Genomic DNA, 15626 nt, shown 5'->3' with positions numbered 1-15626 from the left:
GTCCTTCGATATGCTAACAACGTTGATCCACCCAGCTTTCGGGAGGGAGGATGTTTTTCCCGGTATCGCCTGTTTTCCATGTTTCAGGGACAGGGCCGCCGCTTCACCGGGATGCGGAGCCAATCGCGAAGGCGGGCCTATGGCGACAAGGGGGGGCGATGTCAAGCCTCGACAGGGCAGGGTAGGCGGCCTAATTCCATGCGCCATGAACCCCGATAGCTATAGCAGCATGGCGCAGGTGCGCGCCGGTGTCGACGAGATCGACCGCCAGCTTGTCGCCCTGCTCGACCTTCGTTTCGCCCATATGCGCGCCGCCGCGCGGATCAAGCCCGACCGCGGCGCCGTCCGTGACGAGGCGCGCAAGGCCCAGGTGATCGACAATGCCCGCGTCGAAGCCGAACGGCTGGGGGCGCCCGCGTCCGTCATCGCCGACCTGTGGGAGCAACTGGTCGAAGCCTCCATCGCCTATGAGATGGACGAGTTCGACCGGACGCGGGGTTAGCGCCCACCCTGCGCCTGAAACCAGGGGATCATCCGCGCGATCGCGTCCTCGACCCGGTCGGTCGACACGGCGAAGCTGAAGCGGATGAAGCGATGGCCGTCGACCGGATCGAAATCGATCCCCGGCGCGGTCGCCACCCCGGTTTCGCGCAGCAGCTTCTGGCAGAAGCTCAAACTGTCATTGGTAAGGTGGCTGATGTCGGCATAGATGTAGAAAGCGCCGTCGGGCGGCGCGATGCTGGCGAGGCCCAGCGCGGGCAGGGCGTCGAGCAGCAATTGCCGGTTGCGCCGATAGCTGTCGACATGCCCCTCCAGTTCCTCGGTGCAGTCGAACGCGGTCAGCCCCGCGCGCTGCGCCAGTACCGGCGGCGTCAGGAACAGATTGCCCATCCGCGCCCGCGCCACGCCGATCAGCTCTTCGGGCACCACGATCCAGCCCAGCCGCCACCCGGCCATGCTGTAATATTTGGAAAAGCTGTTCACGATCACCGCGTCAGACGCATATTCCAGCATGGAATGCGCCGGCTCGCCGAAGCTCAAGCCGTGATAGATTTCATCGGAAATGATACGGATGCCGCGCTCCGCGCAGACCTTCGCGATGCGCGCCAGCTCGTCCGCCGGGATGATCGTGCCGGTCGGATTGGCCGGGCTGGCGAGGATCAGGCCATCCGGCGCGGGATCAAGCGCCGCGAGCGCATCGGCGCTGATCTGGTAGCGTTCGGCGGGGCCGCAGGCGACCTCGACCGGCTCCAGATACAGCGCCTTCAGATTGTTGCGATAGGCGACATAGCCCGGCCGCGCGGTGGCGACGCGGGCGCCGGGCCGGAACAGGCAGGTGAGCGCCAGCACAAGGCCGGGCGAAGCGCCGCAGGTCAGCAATATCTGTTCCGGGTCGACCGCAACGCCGTGCCGATCGGCATAATGGCGCGCGATCCGTTCCTTGAGCGCCGGGCTTTCCCAATAGCCCATGGGGTCGGTGTCCAGCACCTCATGCGCTACCGCGATGGCGGCGGCCGGTGCGCCGGTCGACGGCTGGCCGAACTCCATATGGAGGATGGAGCGCCCCTCGGCTTCAAGGGCGTGGGCCTCGCGACTGATCGCGATGGCGTGGAAGGGGTCTATCTCGGCAACCATGGGCGCGTGCCTATAACTGTGCCGCAACCATGTCCATGGCCGCCGCGTTCCTGCCGGCATGAACCCGACGCTGCTCACCGCCCTGCAATATTATGGCGCCGGCGCCGCGGCGCTGGCCGCCCTCATCGTGTCGCTGAACCTGGGGCGACGCGTCACGGGCTGGGCCTTCGTCCTGTTCGTCACCAGTTCCATCGCGCTGATCGGCTGGGGCTTTCTCGATAAGGATAGCGAAGGGATCGGCTGGCAGAATGTCGCCATGCTGGCGATCAACGTCGTGGGCGTGTGGCGCTACCTGATCTCGAAGCATGAGCCAGCCAGCTAAAAATCCTCCGTTCGTTTCGAGTCCTTCGACTGCCTGCCAAGGCAGGCGCTCAAGATAAACTGCGTCGAGAAACAGCTAGCGCAGCGCTCCTCGTTTCTTGACGCGCTCGAAACGAACGGAAGTTGAATCAGGCTTCGCTGATCCACACCTCGACCGGCACCTTGTCCTGCAACAGCGCCAAGCGGATCGGCAGTTCCTCGACCGCGCCGACCGCCAAAGCGCGATCATAGACCGCTTTCTTTTCCGCGCCGCCGATCTGGAGGAAGACATGGCGGCTCTGGAGAATGGCATTCGCCGTCAGCGACATACGCTGATGCGGCGCGACGGGCGGCGTCGCGGCGATGGTCAGCGCCGTAGACGACAGGCCCTCCGCCAATTCCTGGCCTTCCGGAAACAGCGATGCCGTATGCCCGTCATCGCCCATGCCCAGCAGGATGATGTCAAGCGGCCAGGGCAGGTCTGCGAACGCCGCTTCGACCGCCGGTTGACCGGCATAAGCGTCGGCAGCGTCAGTCTTCATCGGCACGAAGCGCGCCGCTGCCGCCGCTCCCTGCAACAGCGTCTCGCGAACCAGCCGCTCGTTGCTGTCGGCGCTCACCGGCTCGACCCAGCGCTCGTCGACCAGGGTCACGACCAGCTTCGTCCAGTCGAGCGGCGCCTTCGACAGCGCCTCCAGCACCGGCCGGGGCGAACGGCCGCCCGACACGGCGATGCTCGCCACGCCGCGCTCGGCAATGGCGGTGGACAGGATCGTCGCGATGCGGGTGGCAATGTCGGCGGCGGCCTGCGCCCCGGTGGCGAAAAGATGTTCGGTCGGCATGGCTATCCCTCGACGGTTTCAGGAAGCGTGCAGATGTCTATCCATTGCGCCCCGGTCAAGGCGGCAAGCCGGTCCGGCGTCAGTTCGACCGATGTCGTTCGCGATCCCGCCGCCGGAAAGACGGTCGCGAAATCCTTCAACGACACGTCGCAATAAACGGGTAGGGGAGAGGGCAGGCCGAAGGGGCAGACGCCGCCCACCGGATGGCCGGTCAGTTCCTCCACCTCATGCCCGCCCAGCATGCGGGGCTTGGCGCCAAGCGCCGCCTTGGCCTTGCCATTCGACAGGCGGGCGTCTCCACGCGCGCAGACCAGCACGACCGCATCCCCCACGCGCAGCGACAATGTCTTGGCGATCCGCGCCGGCTCGACACCCAGCGCGGCGGCCGCCTCGATCACCGTCGCGGTGCTGACGCCCTGGTCGATGATCGCGACATCGGGCGCCTTTTCGGCAAAGAAGGCGCGGACGCTGGCCTCGCTCATGCGCCCTGCAAATCGCTCAGCTTGCGTTCCCAGGCCAGCGCATGGGTCACGATCTGCTCCAGATCGGCATAGCGCGGCTCCCACGGAAATTCCGCCATGATCGCGCGATTGTCCGAAATCAGCGAATCCGGGTCGCCCGCGCGGCGGCCTTCCAGACGGCGGTCGATGGTCATGTTGGTGACGCGATCGACGGCGTCCAGCACCTCCAGAACGGAAAAGCCCCGGCCATAGCCGCAGTTGAGTAGATAATTCTGCTCCGGCTTGGCGATCAGCGCTTCCAGCGCCAGCACATGCGCGTTGGCGAGGTCGCTGACATGGATATAGTCGCGCACGCCGGTGCCGTCGGGCGTATCGAAATCGGTGCCGAACACCGACACATGGCTCCGCTTGCCCAGCGCCGCCTCGACCGCGACCTTGATCAGGTGGGTCGCGCCCGCCGTCGACTGGCCGGTGCGCCCTTCCGGGTCAGCGCCCGCGACGTTGAAATAGCGCAGCGCGCAGAAGTTGATCGGATGCGCCGCGGCCACGTCGCGCAGCATATATTCGGTCATCAGCTTCGACATGCCATAGGGATTGATCGGCCGCTGCGGCGTCGTTTCCCTGACCGGGCTTTCTTCGGGAATGCCATAGGTCGCGGCGGTGGAGGAGAAGATGAAGTGCGGCACGCCCACGGCCACCGCGCTCTCGATCAGGTCGCGGGTCTTGGCGCTGTTGTTGTGATAATATTTCAGCGGGTTCTCGACCGATTCCGGCACTACGACCGAACCTGCGAAATGCATGATCGCCTTCACGCCATGCTCGCGCAGCGTCGCCTGCACCAGCGGCTGGTCGGCAATGTCGCCCTGCACGAAGGCAACGCCGTCCGGCACGGCAAAGCGGAAGCCCGTGACCAGATTGTCGATCACCACCACGCCGTAGCCCGCGTCCTTCAGCGCCAGCACCGCATGGCTGCCAATATAGCCGGCGCCGCCCGTAACCAGGACTATAGGCTTGCTCATAAGAAAAAGGTCTCCCCGGAGATGTCCGGGAAGACCTAATACAGAAGCGTTACGATTTACAAATCGATCATGCTGCGGCGCGGGACGGAACGGGGCGATAGAAGGTCGCGCCGTTGGCAGCCATCTCTTGCAGCTGTGCTGTGGGTGCGAAGCGGGGACCATGCGCCGCCGCCAGCCTGTCCAGCACGGTCACGACATGGGCGATGCCGACCGTGTCCATATGGCTGAACGGGCCGCCGGTATAGGGCGCAAAGCCCCAGCCGAAGATCGCGCCGATGTCGCCATCCTCGGGCGTTTCCAGCACGCCTTCCTCGAAGCAGCGGGCGCATTCGATCAGCTGGCGATAGAGCAGGCGCTCCTTGACCGCTTCCACGCTGGGCTGCTCCGCTGCGCGGGGGAACATTTCGCCCAGCACCGGCGACAGATGCTTCTTCCCGCCTTCGGGATAGTCATACCAGCCCTTGCCATTCTTGCGGCCCAGCCGTCCGGCGTCGACCATCCTGACCATGATGTCGTCAGATCCCTGCGGCACATAGGCGTCGTCCAGTTCCTTCTTGGCCGCCGTCATGATCTTGACGCCCAGTTCGATCGACACTTCGTCGCTGACGGCGAGCGGGCCGGTCGGCATGCCGAGCTGCTTGCCCGCATTTTCGATCAGCGCCGGATTGACGCCTTCGCCGACCAGTTCCGCGCCTTCCTGCACATAGGTGCCGAAACTGCGCGAGGTGTAGAAGCCGCGGCTGTCATGGACGACGATCGGCGTTTTCTTGATCTGAGCGACGAAATCCAGCGCCTTGGCGATGGCGGCAGGGCCGGTCTTTTCACCCAGGATGATCTCCACCAGAGGCATCTTCTCGACCGGCGAGAAGAAATGGACGCCGATGAAATTTTCGGGCTTGCTCCATGCCTGCGCCAGCTTCGTAATAGGCAGGGTGGAGGTGTTGGACCCAAAGATGGTGTCCGCGCCCAGCACTTCTTCCACCTTTTTCGTGACTTCCGCCTTGATGCTCACATCCTCGAACACCGCCTCGATCACGAAGTCGGCGCCGGCCAGCGCGGCATAGTCGGTGGTCGGCGTCACGCGGGCGAGGGTGGCGGCCATCTTCTCGGGCGTCATGCCCTTGCCGAGCCGCTTTTTCAGCACCTCCTCGACATGCGACTTGCCCTTTTCGGCATAGGCCTGATCGCGGTCGAACAGCACGACCTCGATCCCGGCCTGGGCCGCGACGGTGGCGATGCCCGCGCCCATCATGCCCGCGCCCAGCATGGCCAGCTTGGTCGTCGGCGCCTTGGGCTGATCCTTCGGACGGCGCGCGCCGCGCTCGGCGGCCTGCTTGTTGACGAAGAGGGTGCGGATCATGTTCGACGCCTGCGGGTCGGCGGCGACCTTGGCGAAATATTTGCTCTCCACCCGGATCGCGCGGTCCATCGGCAGGGTGATGCCTTCATAGACCGCCGACAGCAAAGCGATGGGTGCGTTCATGTTGCGCTGGGTCTGCTTCAGCGTCATCGGCAGCGCGCCCGCCATAGTCTGCACGAAAGCGGGATTGAAACCGCCCGCGCCGCCCGGCACCTTATAGCCCTTCACGTCCCATGGCTGGGCATAAGCGGTCGGATTTGCTCTCACCCATTCCTTCGCCGCCGCAACAGCCGTGCCCTGCGGCACCACGCCGTCCACGACCTTCAGCATCGCGGCTTCGGCCGGGCGGAACAGCTTGCCCTGAAGCATGTACATCAGCGCGGCCTGCACACCGATGATGCGCGGCAGGCGCTGCGACCCGCCGCCGCCGGGGAACAGGCCGATCAGGATTTCGGGCAGGCCCAACTGCGTCTTGGGGCTGTCGCCGACGAAGCGGCGATGGCAGGCCAGCGCCAGTTCGAACCCGCCGCCGACGCAGGTGCCCTCGATCGCGCAGGCGATGGGCTTGCCGCTGGTTTCAAGGCGGCGGAACAGGGCGTTCAGCACGAACAGCTTGTCGAAGATCGCGGCCGGAGCAGGGCGCTCGCCGCCTTCGCTCGCCAGCATCGAGCCGAAATATTTGAGGTCCATGCCGGCCATGAAGCCGCTGTCCTTGCCCGATGCGATGACCGCGCCCTTGATGGCCTCTTCCGACGCGATGCGCGTGATCGCGGCATCCAGGTCGGCCAGGAAGTCGGGGCCGATGACGTTCATCGACTGGTCGGGCACGTCGATGGTCAGGGTGGCGATGCCGTCGGCGTCGATGTCGAAGTTGATGGTATTCATTGGTATGGCTACCTTTCCCAACATCCGTTCGTCCTGAGTAGCCATTGAGCGAAGCCGAAATGGCGTATCGAAGGGTGCTTAGATACGGGACTTCGACAAGCTCAGTCCCTACTCAGCACGAACGGATTTTATTTTTGTTTCAAACGCGCTCGATGATGATGCCAGTGCCCATGCCCGCGCCGACGCACAGGTTGATGAGCGCGGTGCCCTTGCCGGAACGCTCCAGTTCATCCAGCGCCGTGCCCAGCACCATCGCGCCGGTCGCGCCCAGCGGATGGCCCATGGCGATCGCGCCGCCATTGACGTTGATCTTGCTATGGTCGAGGTCCATCGCCTGCATGTAGCGCAGCACGACCGAGGCGAAGGCCTCGTTCAGTTCCCACAGGTCGATGTCGGCCTGCGTCATGCCCGCCCGCGCCAGCAGCTTGCCCGCGACGAACTCCGGCCCGGTCAGCATGATGAGCGGCTCCGACCCGATCGATGCCATCGCCTTGATCTTCGCGCGGGGCTTCAGGCCATATTTCTCGCCCATCTCCTTGTTGCCGACCAGCACGGCCGCCGCGCCGTCGACGATGCCGCTGCTGTTGCCGGCATGGTGGATATGGTTGACCTTCTCCAGTTCGGGATAGCGGAGCAGGGCGACGGTGTCGAAGCCCGGCATCTCCTCGCCCAGTGCGGTGAAGCTCGGCTTCAGCGCGCCGAGCGACTGCATCGTCGCATCGGGGCGCATATGTTCGTCATGGTCCAGCACGATGCTGCCGATCACGTCCTTCACCGGCACGATCGACTTCCTGAACCGGCCCTCGTCCCAGGCCTGCTTGGCGCGCTTCTGGCTTTCCACGGCGTAAGCGTCCGCGTCGTCGCGGCTGATGCCGAACTTGGTGGCGATCACGTCGGCGCCAATGCCCTGCGGCGCGAAATAGGTCTTGTACGCGACCGCCGGGTCCATCGCCCAGGCGCCGCCGTCCGACGCCATCGGCACGCGGCTCATCGATTCGACGCCGCCGCCGATCGCGAACATCGCTTCGCCCGAATAGACCTTGGCGGCAGCCATGTTCACCGCTTCCAGACCCGAAGCGCAGAAACGGTTGATCTGCACGCCCGGCACGGTCTGCGCATAGTCGGCGTTCAGCACGGCGACGCGAGCAATGTCCGCGCCTTGTTCGCCCACCGGACTTACGCAGCCCAGAATTACATCGTCCACGTCCGCCGTGTCGATCTGACTGCGATCGCGCACCGCCTCCAGCACCTGTGTCGCCAGCTGGATCGGGGTGATTTCGTGCAGCGACCCGTCGGCCTTGCCCCGGCCACGGGGCGTCCGGACGGCGTCGTAAATATAGGCTTCCATGTTCATTCCCTCTCCGTGGGGGTCATTCCGGCGTTTCGCCACATTCATGAGATGCTGCCGTGAATGTATTTACGTTTACGTAAAGTGCAAGTCTCTATTGCGATCCGTTCGCCGCGTCAGCCCTGCCGTAGCGGCAGTCGCAAGCCATTGATGCAAAACGCGCCGCGACTGTCCAGATCGTTGTCGGCTTTACCCTCTTTTATCGCGCGAATCCCCATGGCATTCAGGGCCATGCGCATCGCCGTCCTGTCCGACATTCATGGCAATCTGATTGCTCTTGACGCCGTGCTGGCGGACATTGCGACGCATGCTGTCGACCGCATCGTCAATCTGGGCGATATCCTTTCGGGACCGCTGCTTCCGTGCGAAACTGCCGACCGGCTGATGGCGCTCGACCTGCCGACAATCCGCGGCAATCATGAGCGCCAACTGCTGACCCTTGCGCCGGAAGCGATGGGTCAGTCCGACGCCTATGCGCATTCCGTCCTGCAACCCCGTCATCGCGACTGGATCGCCGGTCTGCCGGATCAACTCTGGCTGACCGAAGAGTTGCTTATGGTCCATGGATCGCCGGACAGCGATCTCGTCTATTTCCTCGAAACCATCGAGGGCGACAAGCTGCGGGCCGCCACGGCATCGGAGGTGGAGGACCGGGCAGGGGGCGTCGACGCGCCGCTGATCCTGTGCGGCCATACTCATGTCCCACGCATCCATAGCCGGCCGGGCGGCGGCCTGATCGTCAATCCGGGCAGCGTCGGCCTGCCTGCCTATGATGACGACAAGCCAGTCCCGCACAAGGTGGAGACCGGATCGCCCCATGCCCGCTATGCGATCGTGGAACAGGGCGCGACCGGCTGGACGGCGGAGATCGTCGCAATCCGCTATGACGGGGAAGCGGCGGCGCGGCTTGCGGATATGCGCGGACGCCCAGACTGGGCGCAGGCATTGCGAACCGGCACCGTATAGAAGCGTTGCGCCTTCGGTCATGGGGTCTATATCCCCCCTATGGACAGCGTGACCCAAGCCCCGACCCAGAAATCCCCGTCACCTTTCTCCATTCCCACCTTTCGCGCCATCTGGACCGCCAGCCTTGCGTCCAACTTCGGCGGCTTGATCCAGTCGGTCGGTGCGGCCTGGATGATGACGTCGCTCTCGGCCTCGCCGCTGCTGATCGCGCTGGTGCCGGCGGCGACGACGCTGCCGATCATGCTGCTGTCGCTCTGGGCCGGGGCGGTCGCCGACAATCTCGACCGGCGCAAGGTGATGATCGCCTGCCAGTGCGCGATGCTGCTGACGTCGGCGCTGCTCGCGATCACTGCCTGGACGGGGCTGATGACGCCCTGGCTGCTGCTGGGCTTCACCTTCCTGCTCGGCTGCGCGACGGCGATCAACGGCCCGGCATGGCAGGCTTCGGTCGGCGACATGGTGCCCCGCACGCTCCTGCCCAGCGCGGTCGCGATGAACTCGATGGGGTTCAATCTGGCGCGCAGCGTCGGTCCGGCGCTGGGCGGCGTCATCGTCGCGGCGGCGGGTGCGGCGGCGGCGTTCCTGACCAATGCGCTCAGCTATGTCGGCCTGCTCGTCGTGCTGGCGCGCTGGCGGCCGAACCTGCCGCCCAAGCTGTTGCCGCGAGAGCGGCTCGGCGTCGCCATGGTCGCGGGCGTCGGCTATGTGTCCGCGTCGCCGAAGATCAAGCTGGTGCTGTTGCGTGCCGGCGCCTTCGGCATCGGCGCCGCTGCCGTGTCCGCCCTGATGCCGCTGGTCGCGCGGGACGTGCTGGGTGGAGGGGCGCTGACCTTCGGCATTACCAGCGGGGCGTTCGGCATCGGTGCGGTATTGGGCGCGCTGTCCAGCCGCAATCTGCGCGCGCGCTTCTCGATCGAGACGATCGTCCGCTGTGCTGCGCTGGCGCTCGCGCTGGGGACGGCTCTTACGGGCGCCAGCCATTGGCTGGCCTTGGCGATCCTGGGCTATATGCTGGCCGGATCGGGCTGGGTGCTGGCGCTCTCCACCTTCAACGTATCCGTCCAGATGTCCGCGCCGCGCTGGGTCGTGGCGCGCGCGGTCGCGCTCTACCAGATGATCGCCTTTGGCGGCATGGCCGGCGGCGCCTGGCTGTTCGGCTGGGTGGCGGAACATCATGGCGTCGTCGCTGGCCTCTATGCCGCCGCCTCGGCCCAGTTCGTCGCGGCGATGCTGGGCTTCTGGCGTCCGCTGCCGCAGACCGGCAACGACAATCTCGATCCGCGCGACGACTGGCATGAGCCGGACACTGCCGTCCCGGTCGAGCCGCGCAGCGGACCGATCGTCATCACCATCGAATATCGCATCCCGCCCGGATCGGTCGTGCCCTTCCTCACCGCCATGAGCGAGCGCCGCCGCATCCGCCGCCGCGACGGCGCCCATGGCTGGCAGTTGCTGCGCGACCTTGGCGAAGCGGACCTGTGGGTCGAGCGCTATCATGTGTCGACCTGGCTCGACTATGTGCGCCACAATCAGCGGCGGACCATCGCCGACATCGCCAACAGCGAGGCGATTCACGCGCTGCATGCCGGCCCCGATGCGCCGGTGGTGCACCGCCGCCTGGAACGGCAGACCGGATCGCTGCCGATCAGCCGCGCTCCCGACGCCCGAGAAATGGGCGACGGCCTGACCGATCCCACCCGATCCAGCTAAGCTGCTAGGCCGGTGTCACCGGCCGGCCGCCCGTCAGATCCTCGGGCGTATCGATATCGTGAAGGATCGCGCCGGTCGTCTCGATCTGGATGCCATGGCTCAGCAGCGCCCGCGCGCCCTGATCGCCTTTCAGCGCCAACAGTTCGGGGAAATGCTTGCGGCCGATGAAGGCGGGCGGGGAGGAGGAGAAGCTGTCGGTGCTGGCCACCACGGAACGGATGTCCTCCGCCGCCAGGCAGATGCGGTTGTAATGGCTGGGTGGCACATCGGGCATATCGGCCAGGCAGATCAGGATCCCGCGTATCCTGTTATTGGGCATGACATGTTCGACGGCGCGGATGATGCTGCCTGATATGCCGTCTTCGGGCTGGTCGTTCACCAATATGGTATAGCCGCGCCGATCGAGCTTGCGATGAATCACCGGCGCCAGTTCGATCGGGCGCACGACCGCGACCAGTTCGGCGAAGGCCATCGACGCCACCGTTTCGAGCGTATGGGCCGCCACCGGCTTGCCGCGCAGCTCCGCCATCAACTTGTCTTCCTCGCCGAAACGGGACGAGGTACCGGCGGCGAGCAGGACGGCCGCGATACGTTCAGTACGCATGACGTATAAAACGGACTGGCATTATTTTCTTTGCGATCCCTTTTGCTCCGATTTGCCACCACCGCGATCTTGTGTCCAGCGGGGCCAAAAGGGCTGGCCATAGCGGAACCGAGTCGCCATATGCGGGGCCAACAGCATAAGGAGTGGCCCTGTCCATGGCATATGACCTCGATGCCGAAACCGTTGGCGAAGGCAAGGAGCCGGTTCCCGCCAACGTCAGCGAAGCGATCCGCACGCTGATCCGCTGGGCCGGTGACGCGCCCGAACGCGAAGGACTGCTCGAAACGCCCGAGCGGGTGGCGCGCGCGTGGAAGGAATATTGCCGCGGCTATGGCGACGACCCGGCCTATCATCTTTCGCGCATCTTCCATGAAGTGGGCGGCTATGATGATGTCGTGCTGTTGAAGGACATACCCTTCCAGTCGCATTGCGAACATCATATGGCGCCGATCGTCGGCCGCGCGCACATTGCCTATCTGCCCGGCCAATATGTGGTGGGCATATCGAAGCTTGCCCGCGTGCTTCATGCTTACGCCAACCGCTTGCAGGTGCAGGAACGGCTGACCTCCGAAGTCGCCAACTGCATCTGGGAAAATCTGAAACCCCAGGGCGTTGCCGTCGTCATCGAGGCCACCCATGGCTGCATGACGGGGCGCGGCGTGCGCACGCCCAACGTCATCATGAAGACCAGCCGCATGCTGGGCGTGTTCCGCGATGATGAAAAGTCGCGCGAGGAAGTGCTGAAGCTCATCGCCTCATGAACGAAGGGGACGAACCCGCCTATCGACCGCTGGGCAAGGCGCGCGGCGATGCAAAGCCGGTCGGTGCGCCCTTGGCGCAGAAGCGTCTTGCACTCGTCACCGGCGGACATCGGCGGCTGGGCGGCGTCATCGCGTCGGCTTTGGCGAAAGCTGGCCATTCGCTCGCCATCCATGGCAGCCATGACACGCGGCTCGATTCCCATCTGGCGCTGACGCTGGAGGAGGAGGGGACGGAATGGGATGGTTTCGTCGTCGACTTCGCCGATCCGGAAGGTGCGGAGGAACTGGTGGCGATGGTGGCGGAGCGTTTCGGCCGCCCACCCGACATCCTGGTCAACAGCGCCGCCATCTTCGGTCAGGACCGTCTGGAAACGGTGAGCGCGGACGATCTGATGCGTCATTACGCGGTGAACTGCGCGGCGCCGACCATGTTGACAAAGGCGTTCGCAACCGTGCCGGCGGGGGTGGGTGATCGCTGCATCATCAACATTCTCGACCAGCGCATCGATCATCCCCATGCCGACCAACTGGCCTATACCCTCTCCAAGCTGGCGCTTGCCGGCCTGACCCGCACCAGCGCCAACAGCCTGGCGCCCAAGATCCGGGTCAATGCGGTCGCGCCGGGCCTGACTATCGCGACGCCCGATTATGACGAGGCGCAGATGGAGAAGCTGGGTGCGATGATGCCGCTTGGCCGGCTACCGCAGGCGGAGGAAATTGCGCAGGCGGTAGTCTATCTGGCGAACGCCACCGCCGTGACCGGGCAGACCCTCTATATCGACGGCGGCGCGCATCTCAAAAGCTATGAACGGGATTTCATGCATCTGTGCCGATAGCATTCGCACAAATGCGATGTGTCGGGGACTGGCGAAGCGTGGGCCATCCCCATAAAGCGGTTCCCGACTGAAATATGGGAGATGGCGATGACCTATGAAATGATCCTGGTCGAACAGCGTGACGCGGTGACGCTGATCACGCTCAACCGGCCGCAGGCGCTGAACGCACTCAACAGTCAGGTGCTGCGTGAACTGAGCGCCGCTTTCGCCGCCTATGATGCGGACCCGACCCAGCTTTGCGCGGTCCTGACCGGCAGCGGCGAAAAGGCATTTGCTGCGGGCGCCGACATCAAGGAAATGGTCGACAAGGAGTCGGCCGACTTTTTCCTGGAGGATTTCTTCTCCGGCTGGCAAACCGGCGTAGTCGCGACCCGCAAGCCGTGGATCGCGGCGGTGCAGGGCTTCGCGCTGGGCGGCGGCTGCGAACTGGCGATGATGGCCGACTTCATCCTCGCGGGCGACACGGCGAAGTTCGGCCAGCCCGAAATCAAGCTGGGCGTCGCGCCGGGCATGGGCGGGTCGCAGCGCCTGACCCGCGCCGTGGGCAAGGCCAAGGCGATGGAAATGTGCCTGACCGGCCGCATTATGGATGCGGCCGAAGCCGAGCGTGCGGGTCTCGTCAGCCGCATCGTTCCTGCCGCGGACCTGTTGGATGAAGCGCTCAAGACCGCCGCGGCCATCGCCGCCATGCCGCCCATGGCGAGCATGATGAACAAGGAAATGATCAACATCGCCTTCGAGACTGGCCTGGCGCAGGGTCTGCTGACCGAACGCCGCCTGTTCCAGATCCTGACCGCGACCCAGGACAAGAAGGAAGGCATGACCGCCTTCGTCGAAAAGCGGCCCGGCGTCTGGAAGGGCCGCTGATCGACAGCGGTTCAGATTGGGGAGGGGATTATTTCCCCTCCAGCATCTCGATCATGAGCGAGAAGTCGCGACCGGCCTCGCCTTGGTTGGCGAGCAACTGGTAGAGCGCTTCGGCCGCATTGCCCATCGGCACCGACGCGCTCACGGAAGCGGCGGCTTCGGTCGCCAGCTTCAGATCCTTGAGCATCAGGCCGACGGCGAAACCGCCCTGATAGCCATTGTCGGCGGGCGTCTGCGGGCCGACGCCGGGGACGGGGCAATAGCTGGTCATGGACCAGCTCTGGCCCGACGACACGCTGCTGATGTCATAGAAGGTCTGCGGATCGAGGCCGAGCTTCTTCGCCATGGCGAATGTCTCGCAGGTGGCGACCATGGTCGCGCCCAGCAGCATGTTGTTGCAGATCTTGGCGGCCTGGCCATTGCCCGCGCCGCCGGCATGGATCACCGCCTTGCCCATGGCTGACAGGATCGGCTTGGCCTTGCCGAATGCCGCGTCCGTGCCGCCGACCATGAAGGTCAGCGTGCCGCCATTGGCCGCCGCGATACCGCCGGACACGGGGGCGTCGACCATCTCGAAGCCTTGCGCCGTTGCCGCCTCGACCACGCGGCGGGCGGTGGCGACATCGATCGTGGAGCAGTCGAGGAACAACGCGCCCGCCTTTGCTGCGCCGAAGACCTCACTACCATAAACGCCTTCGACATGCTTGCCGGCGGGCAGCATCGTGACGACGGCATCCGCGCCAGCGACCGCATCGGCGGCGCTGGTCGCGCGGACCGCGCCATGGCCTTCCGCCTTGGCCAGCGCCTCTTCCGACAGGTCGAAGGCGCGCACCGCATAGCCATTCTTCAGCAGGTTGGCGGCCATGCCGCCGCCCATATTGCCAAGGCCGATGAAGGCGATCGTTTGGGTCATGTTCCGGGCTTCCTCTTTCGATTATGTGTCAGATGTGGGACGCCGCCTCGGGCAGCGGGGTCCATTGCTTCTCCGGCGGCAGGGGCGCGAAGATCGCATCGATCATTGCGTCGGTCGCCTCCTCCAGCGTCGCCGGATTCCAGTTCGGCGCATTATCCTTGTCGAAGATCACCGCACGCACGCCCTCGACGAAATCGGGACGACGGATGATCGCGCAGGCGAGGCCGAACTCCATCGCCATATTGTCGGCGAAGTCGGTCTTCTTGCCACCCTCGACCAGCTGGCGCAGCGCGACCTTGATCGTCTGGGGGGACTTGGTGGCCAGCACGGCCAACTGCTTGGCCGCCCATTCGCCGCCATCGGCCGTGAGCGCGGCGACGATCGCCTCGGCCTTGTCGGAGGCGAACAACTGGTTGATCTCCGCGCGGTACGCCTCCAGTTTCGAGGACGGGGGCACTTCCGCATTCTCGTCCAGTATCTCGCCCATACCCAGCGGATCGGCCATGATACGGGCTTTGATCGCGTCGAGCTTGTCCGAATGGATATAGTGGGTGGCGATGCCGATCGCGGCGCAGTCCGCCCCATCGATCCGCGATCCGGTCGCCGCCAGCCAGGCGCCGACCCGGCCGGGCAGGCGTGGCAGGAACCAGCCGCCGCCCACGTCCGGGAACAGGCCGATGCCGGTTTCGGGCATGGCGAAGGTGGTGCGTTCGGTCGCGACGCGGAAGCGAGCGGGAAGCGAAATGCCGACACCGCCGCCCATGACGATGCCGTCGATGAAGGCGGCGATCGGCTTGGGGTAGACGAACAGCAGATGGTTCATCCGATATTCGACGTGGAAAAAGCGCTCCGCCTCGACACAGTCCGCTTTGGCGCTGTTGGCGATCAGCGCAATGTCGCCGCCGGCGCAGAAGCCGCGACCTTCCGTATGATCGATCATGACGGCCAGCACGCCGTCATCCTGCGCCCATTCCAGCAGCGCGTGGTTGATCGCTTCGCACATCTCCGGCGTCAGCGCATGGATCGCCTTGGGCCGGTTGAGCCGGATACGGCCGACGCCATTTTCGATGAAGGTCAGAACCTGGTCCGTCATATCTGCTCCTCAAATCCGGTGGGGGA

Annotated in this window: 16 protein-coding genes; 7 read left to right on the top strand and 9 right to left on the bottom strand. The window is 65.1% G+C overall.

Annotation, left to right across the window (positions count from 1 at the left end):
• Positions 1-205 precede the first annotated feature (205 nt).
• Positions 206-502, top strand: a complete 297-nt coding sequence (locus tag DM806_RS08285; RefSeq protein WP_179042756.1) for a chorismate mutase — start codon at positions 206-208, stop codon at positions 500-502.
• Here the strand turns inward: DM806_RS08285 and DM806_RS08280 are convergent.
• Entirely contained in the window at positions 499-1635 is a 1137-nt protein-coding gene (locus DM806_RS08280) for a pyridoxal phosphate-dependent aminotransferase (RefSeq protein ID WP_179042755.1), read from the bottom strand. The two genes, DM806_RS08285 and DM806_RS08280, sit on opposite strands and share 4 nt — an antisense overlap.
• A gap of 58 nt (positions 1636-1693) precedes the next feature.
• On the opposite strand from DM806_RS08280, the gene DM806_RS08275 reads away from it, so the two are divergent.
• A complete protein-coding gene (locus DM806_RS08275) occupies positions 1694-1957 on the top strand; it encodes a hypothetical protein (protein ID WP_179042754.1) in 264 nt (87 codons plus the stop codon).
• 127 nt (positions 1958-2084) lie between these two features.
• On the opposite strand, the gene pgl is transcribed toward DM806_RS08275, so the two are convergent.
• From pgl to DM806_RS08250, 5 genes are all read right to left on the bottom strand, one after another.
• On the bottom strand, positions 2085-2777 hold the full coding sequence (pgl, locus tag DM806_RS08270; RefSeq protein ID WP_179042753.1) for a 6-phosphogluconolactonase: 693 nt from the start codon (positions 2775-2777) through the stop codon (positions 2085-2087).
• Positions 2778-2779: 2 nt separating this feature from the next.
• Positions 2780-3259 (bottom strand): YbaK/EbsC family protein, encoded by a 480-nt coding sequence (locus DM806_RS08265; RefSeq protein ID WP_179042752.1) that lies wholly within the window; start codon positions 3257-3259, stop codon positions 2780-2782.
• Entirely contained in the window at positions 3256-4257 is a 1002-nt protein-coding gene (gene galE / locus DM806_RS08260) for a UDP-glucose 4-epimerase GalE (RefSeq protein ID WP_179042751.1), read from the bottom strand. Before galE ends, DM806_RS08265 begins: the two co-directional genes overlap by 4 nt.
• 67 nt (positions 4258-4324) lie before the next feature.
• On the bottom strand, positions 4325-6502 hold the full coding sequence (locus tag DM806_RS08255; protein WP_179042750.1) for a 3-hydroxyacyl-CoA dehydrogenase NAD-binding domain-containing protein: 2178 nt from the start codon (positions 6500-6502) through the stop codon (positions 4325-4327).
• Between the two features lie 139 nt (positions 6503-6641).
• Entirely contained in the window at positions 6642-7850 is a 1209-nt protein-coding gene (locus tag DM806_RS08250) for an acetyl-CoA C-acetyltransferase (protein WP_179042749.1), read from the bottom strand.
• A 231-nt stretch (positions 7851-8081) separates the two neighbouring features.
• Between DM806_RS08250 and DM806_RS08245 the strand changes: the two genes are divergently transcribed.
• Positions 8082-8816, top strand: coding sequence for a metallophosphoesterase family protein (locus tag DM806_RS08245; RefSeq protein WP_179042748.1), 735 nt, complete (start codon positions 8082-8084; stop codon positions 8814-8816).
• Positions 8817-8864: 48 nt separating this feature from the next.
• Positions 8865-10526 (top strand): MFS transporter, encoded by a 1662-nt coding sequence (locus DM806_RS08240; RefSeq protein ID WP_372859380.1) that lies wholly within the window; start codon positions 8865-8867, stop codon positions 10524-10526.
• A 4-nt stretch (positions 10527-10530) separates the two neighbouring features.
• Here DM806_RS08240 and DM806_RS08235 read toward each other — a convergent pair whose 3' ends face one another.
• Positions 10531-11130 carry a nucleotidyltransferase family protein gene (locus tag DM806_RS08235; RefSeq protein ID WP_179042746.1) on the bottom strand — a complete coding sequence of 200 codons (600 nt, stop codon included), beginning with the start codon at positions 11128-11130 and terminating at the stop codon, positions 10531-10533.
• Positions 11131-11285: 155 nt separating this feature from the next.
• Here DM806_RS08235 and folE point away from each other — a divergent pair, with 155 nt between their 5' ends.
• The 3 genes from folE (at position 11286) to DM806_RS08220 (ending at position 13594) form a co-directional block, all read left to right on the top strand.
• Positions 11286-11891 carry a GTP cyclohydrolase I FolE gene (gene folE, locus DM806_RS08230; protein ID WP_179042745.1) on the top strand — a complete coding sequence of 202 codons (606 nt, stop codon included), beginning with the start codon at positions 11286-11288 and terminating at the stop codon, positions 11889-11891.
• A complete protein-coding gene (locus DM806_RS08225; RefSeq protein ID WP_179042744.1) occupies positions 11888-12727 on the top strand; it encodes an SDR family oxidoreductase in 840 nt (279 codons plus the stop codon). The genes folE and DM806_RS08225 overlap by 4 nt, the downstream gene beginning before the upstream one ends.
• Positions 12728-12814: 87 nt before the next feature.
• The gene (locus DM806_RS08220) at positions 12815-13594 is read left to right on the top strand and encodes an enoyl-CoA hydratase-related protein (protein WP_179042743.1); all 780 of its coding nucleotides are present in this window, start codon (positions 12815-12817) and stop codon (positions 13592-13594) included.
• A gap of 28 nt (positions 13595-13622) precedes the next feature.
• On the opposite strand, the gene mmsB is transcribed toward DM806_RS08220, so the two are convergent.
• Together mmsB and DM806_RS08210 are read right to left on the bottom strand one after the other, a co-directional pair.
• On the bottom strand, positions 13623-14507 hold the full coding sequence (gene mmsB, locus DM806_RS08215) for a 3-hydroxyisobutyrate dehydrogenase (RefSeq protein WP_179042742.1): 885 nt from the start codon (positions 14505-14507) through the stop codon (positions 13623-13625).
• Positions 14508-14535: 28 nt separating this feature from the next.
• Positions 14536-15600: an enoyl-CoA hydratase/isomerase family protein gene (locus tag DM806_RS08210; protein WP_179042741.1), complete on the bottom strand. Its 1065-nt coding sequence runs from the start codon at positions 15598-15600 to the stop codon at positions 14536-14538.
• Positions 15601-15626: the final 26 nt, after the last annotated feature.

Origin of the sequence: Sphingobium lactosutens (assembly GCF_013393185.1) — a bacterium.
Taxonomy (GTDB): domain Bacteria; phylum Pseudomonadota; class Alphaproteobacteria; order Sphingomonadales; family Sphingomonadaceae; genus Sphingobium; species Sphingobium lactosutens_A.
Note: the sequence above shows the minus strand (reverse complement) of the source record. Positions and strands in the feature narration are given on the sequence as shown.

Coding starts and splice junctions, on each gene's coding strand:
- DM806_RS08285 (WP_179042756.1), top strand. CDS start 206: ATGAACCCCGATAGCTATAGCAGCATGGCGCAGGTGCGCGCCGGTGTC.
- DM806_RS08280 (WP_179042755.1), bottom strand. CDS start 1,635: ATGGTTGCCGAGATAGACCCCTTCCACGCCATCGCGATCAGTCGCGAG.
- DM806_RS08275 (WP_179042754.1), top strand. CDS start 1,694: ATGAACCCGACGCTGCTCACCGCCCTGCAATATTATGGCGCCGGCGCC.
- pgl (WP_179042753.1), bottom strand. CDS start 2,777: ATGCCGACCGAACATCTTTTCGCCACCGGGGCGCAGGCCGCCGCCGAC.
- DM806_RS08265 (WP_179042752.1), bottom strand. CDS start 3,259: ATGAGCGAGGCCAGCGTCCGCGCCTTCTTTGCCGAAAAGGCGCCCGAT.
- galE (WP_179042751.1), bottom strand. CDS start 4,257: ATGAGCAAGCCTATAGTCCTGGTTACGGGCGGCGCCGGCTATATTGGC.
- DM806_RS08255 (WP_179042750.1), bottom strand. CDS start 6,502: ATGAATACCATCAACTTCGACATCGACGCCGACGGCATCGCCACCCTG.
- DM806_RS08250 (WP_179042749.1), bottom strand. CDS start 7,850: ATGGAAGCCTATATTTACGACGCCGTCCGGACGCCCCGTGGCCGGGGC.
- DM806_RS08245 (WP_179042748.1), top strand. CDS start 8,082: ATGCGCATCGCCGTCCTGTCCGACATTCATGGCAATCTGATTGCTCTT.
- DM806_RS08235 (WP_179042746.1), bottom strand. CDS start 11,130: ATGCGTACTGAACGTATCGCGGCCGTCCTGCTCGCCGCCGGTACCTCG.
- folE (WP_179042745.1), top strand. CDS start 11,286: ATGGCATATGACCTCGATGCCGAAACCGTTGGCGAAGGCAAGGAGCCG.
- DM806_RS08225 (WP_179042744.1), top strand. CDS start 11,888: ATGAACGAAGGGGACGAACCCGCCTATCGACCGCTGGGCAAGGCGCGC.
- DM806_RS08220 (WP_179042743.1), top strand. CDS start 12,815: ATGACCTATGAAATGATCCTGGTCGAACAGCGTGACGCGGTGACGCTG.
- mmsB (WP_179042742.1), bottom strand. CDS start 14,507: ATGACCCAAACGATCGCCTTCATCGGCCTTGGCAATATGGGCGGCGGC.
- DM806_RS08210 (WP_179042741.1), bottom strand. CDS start 15,600: ATGACGGACCAGGTTCTGACCTTCATCGAAAATGGCGTCGGCCGTATC.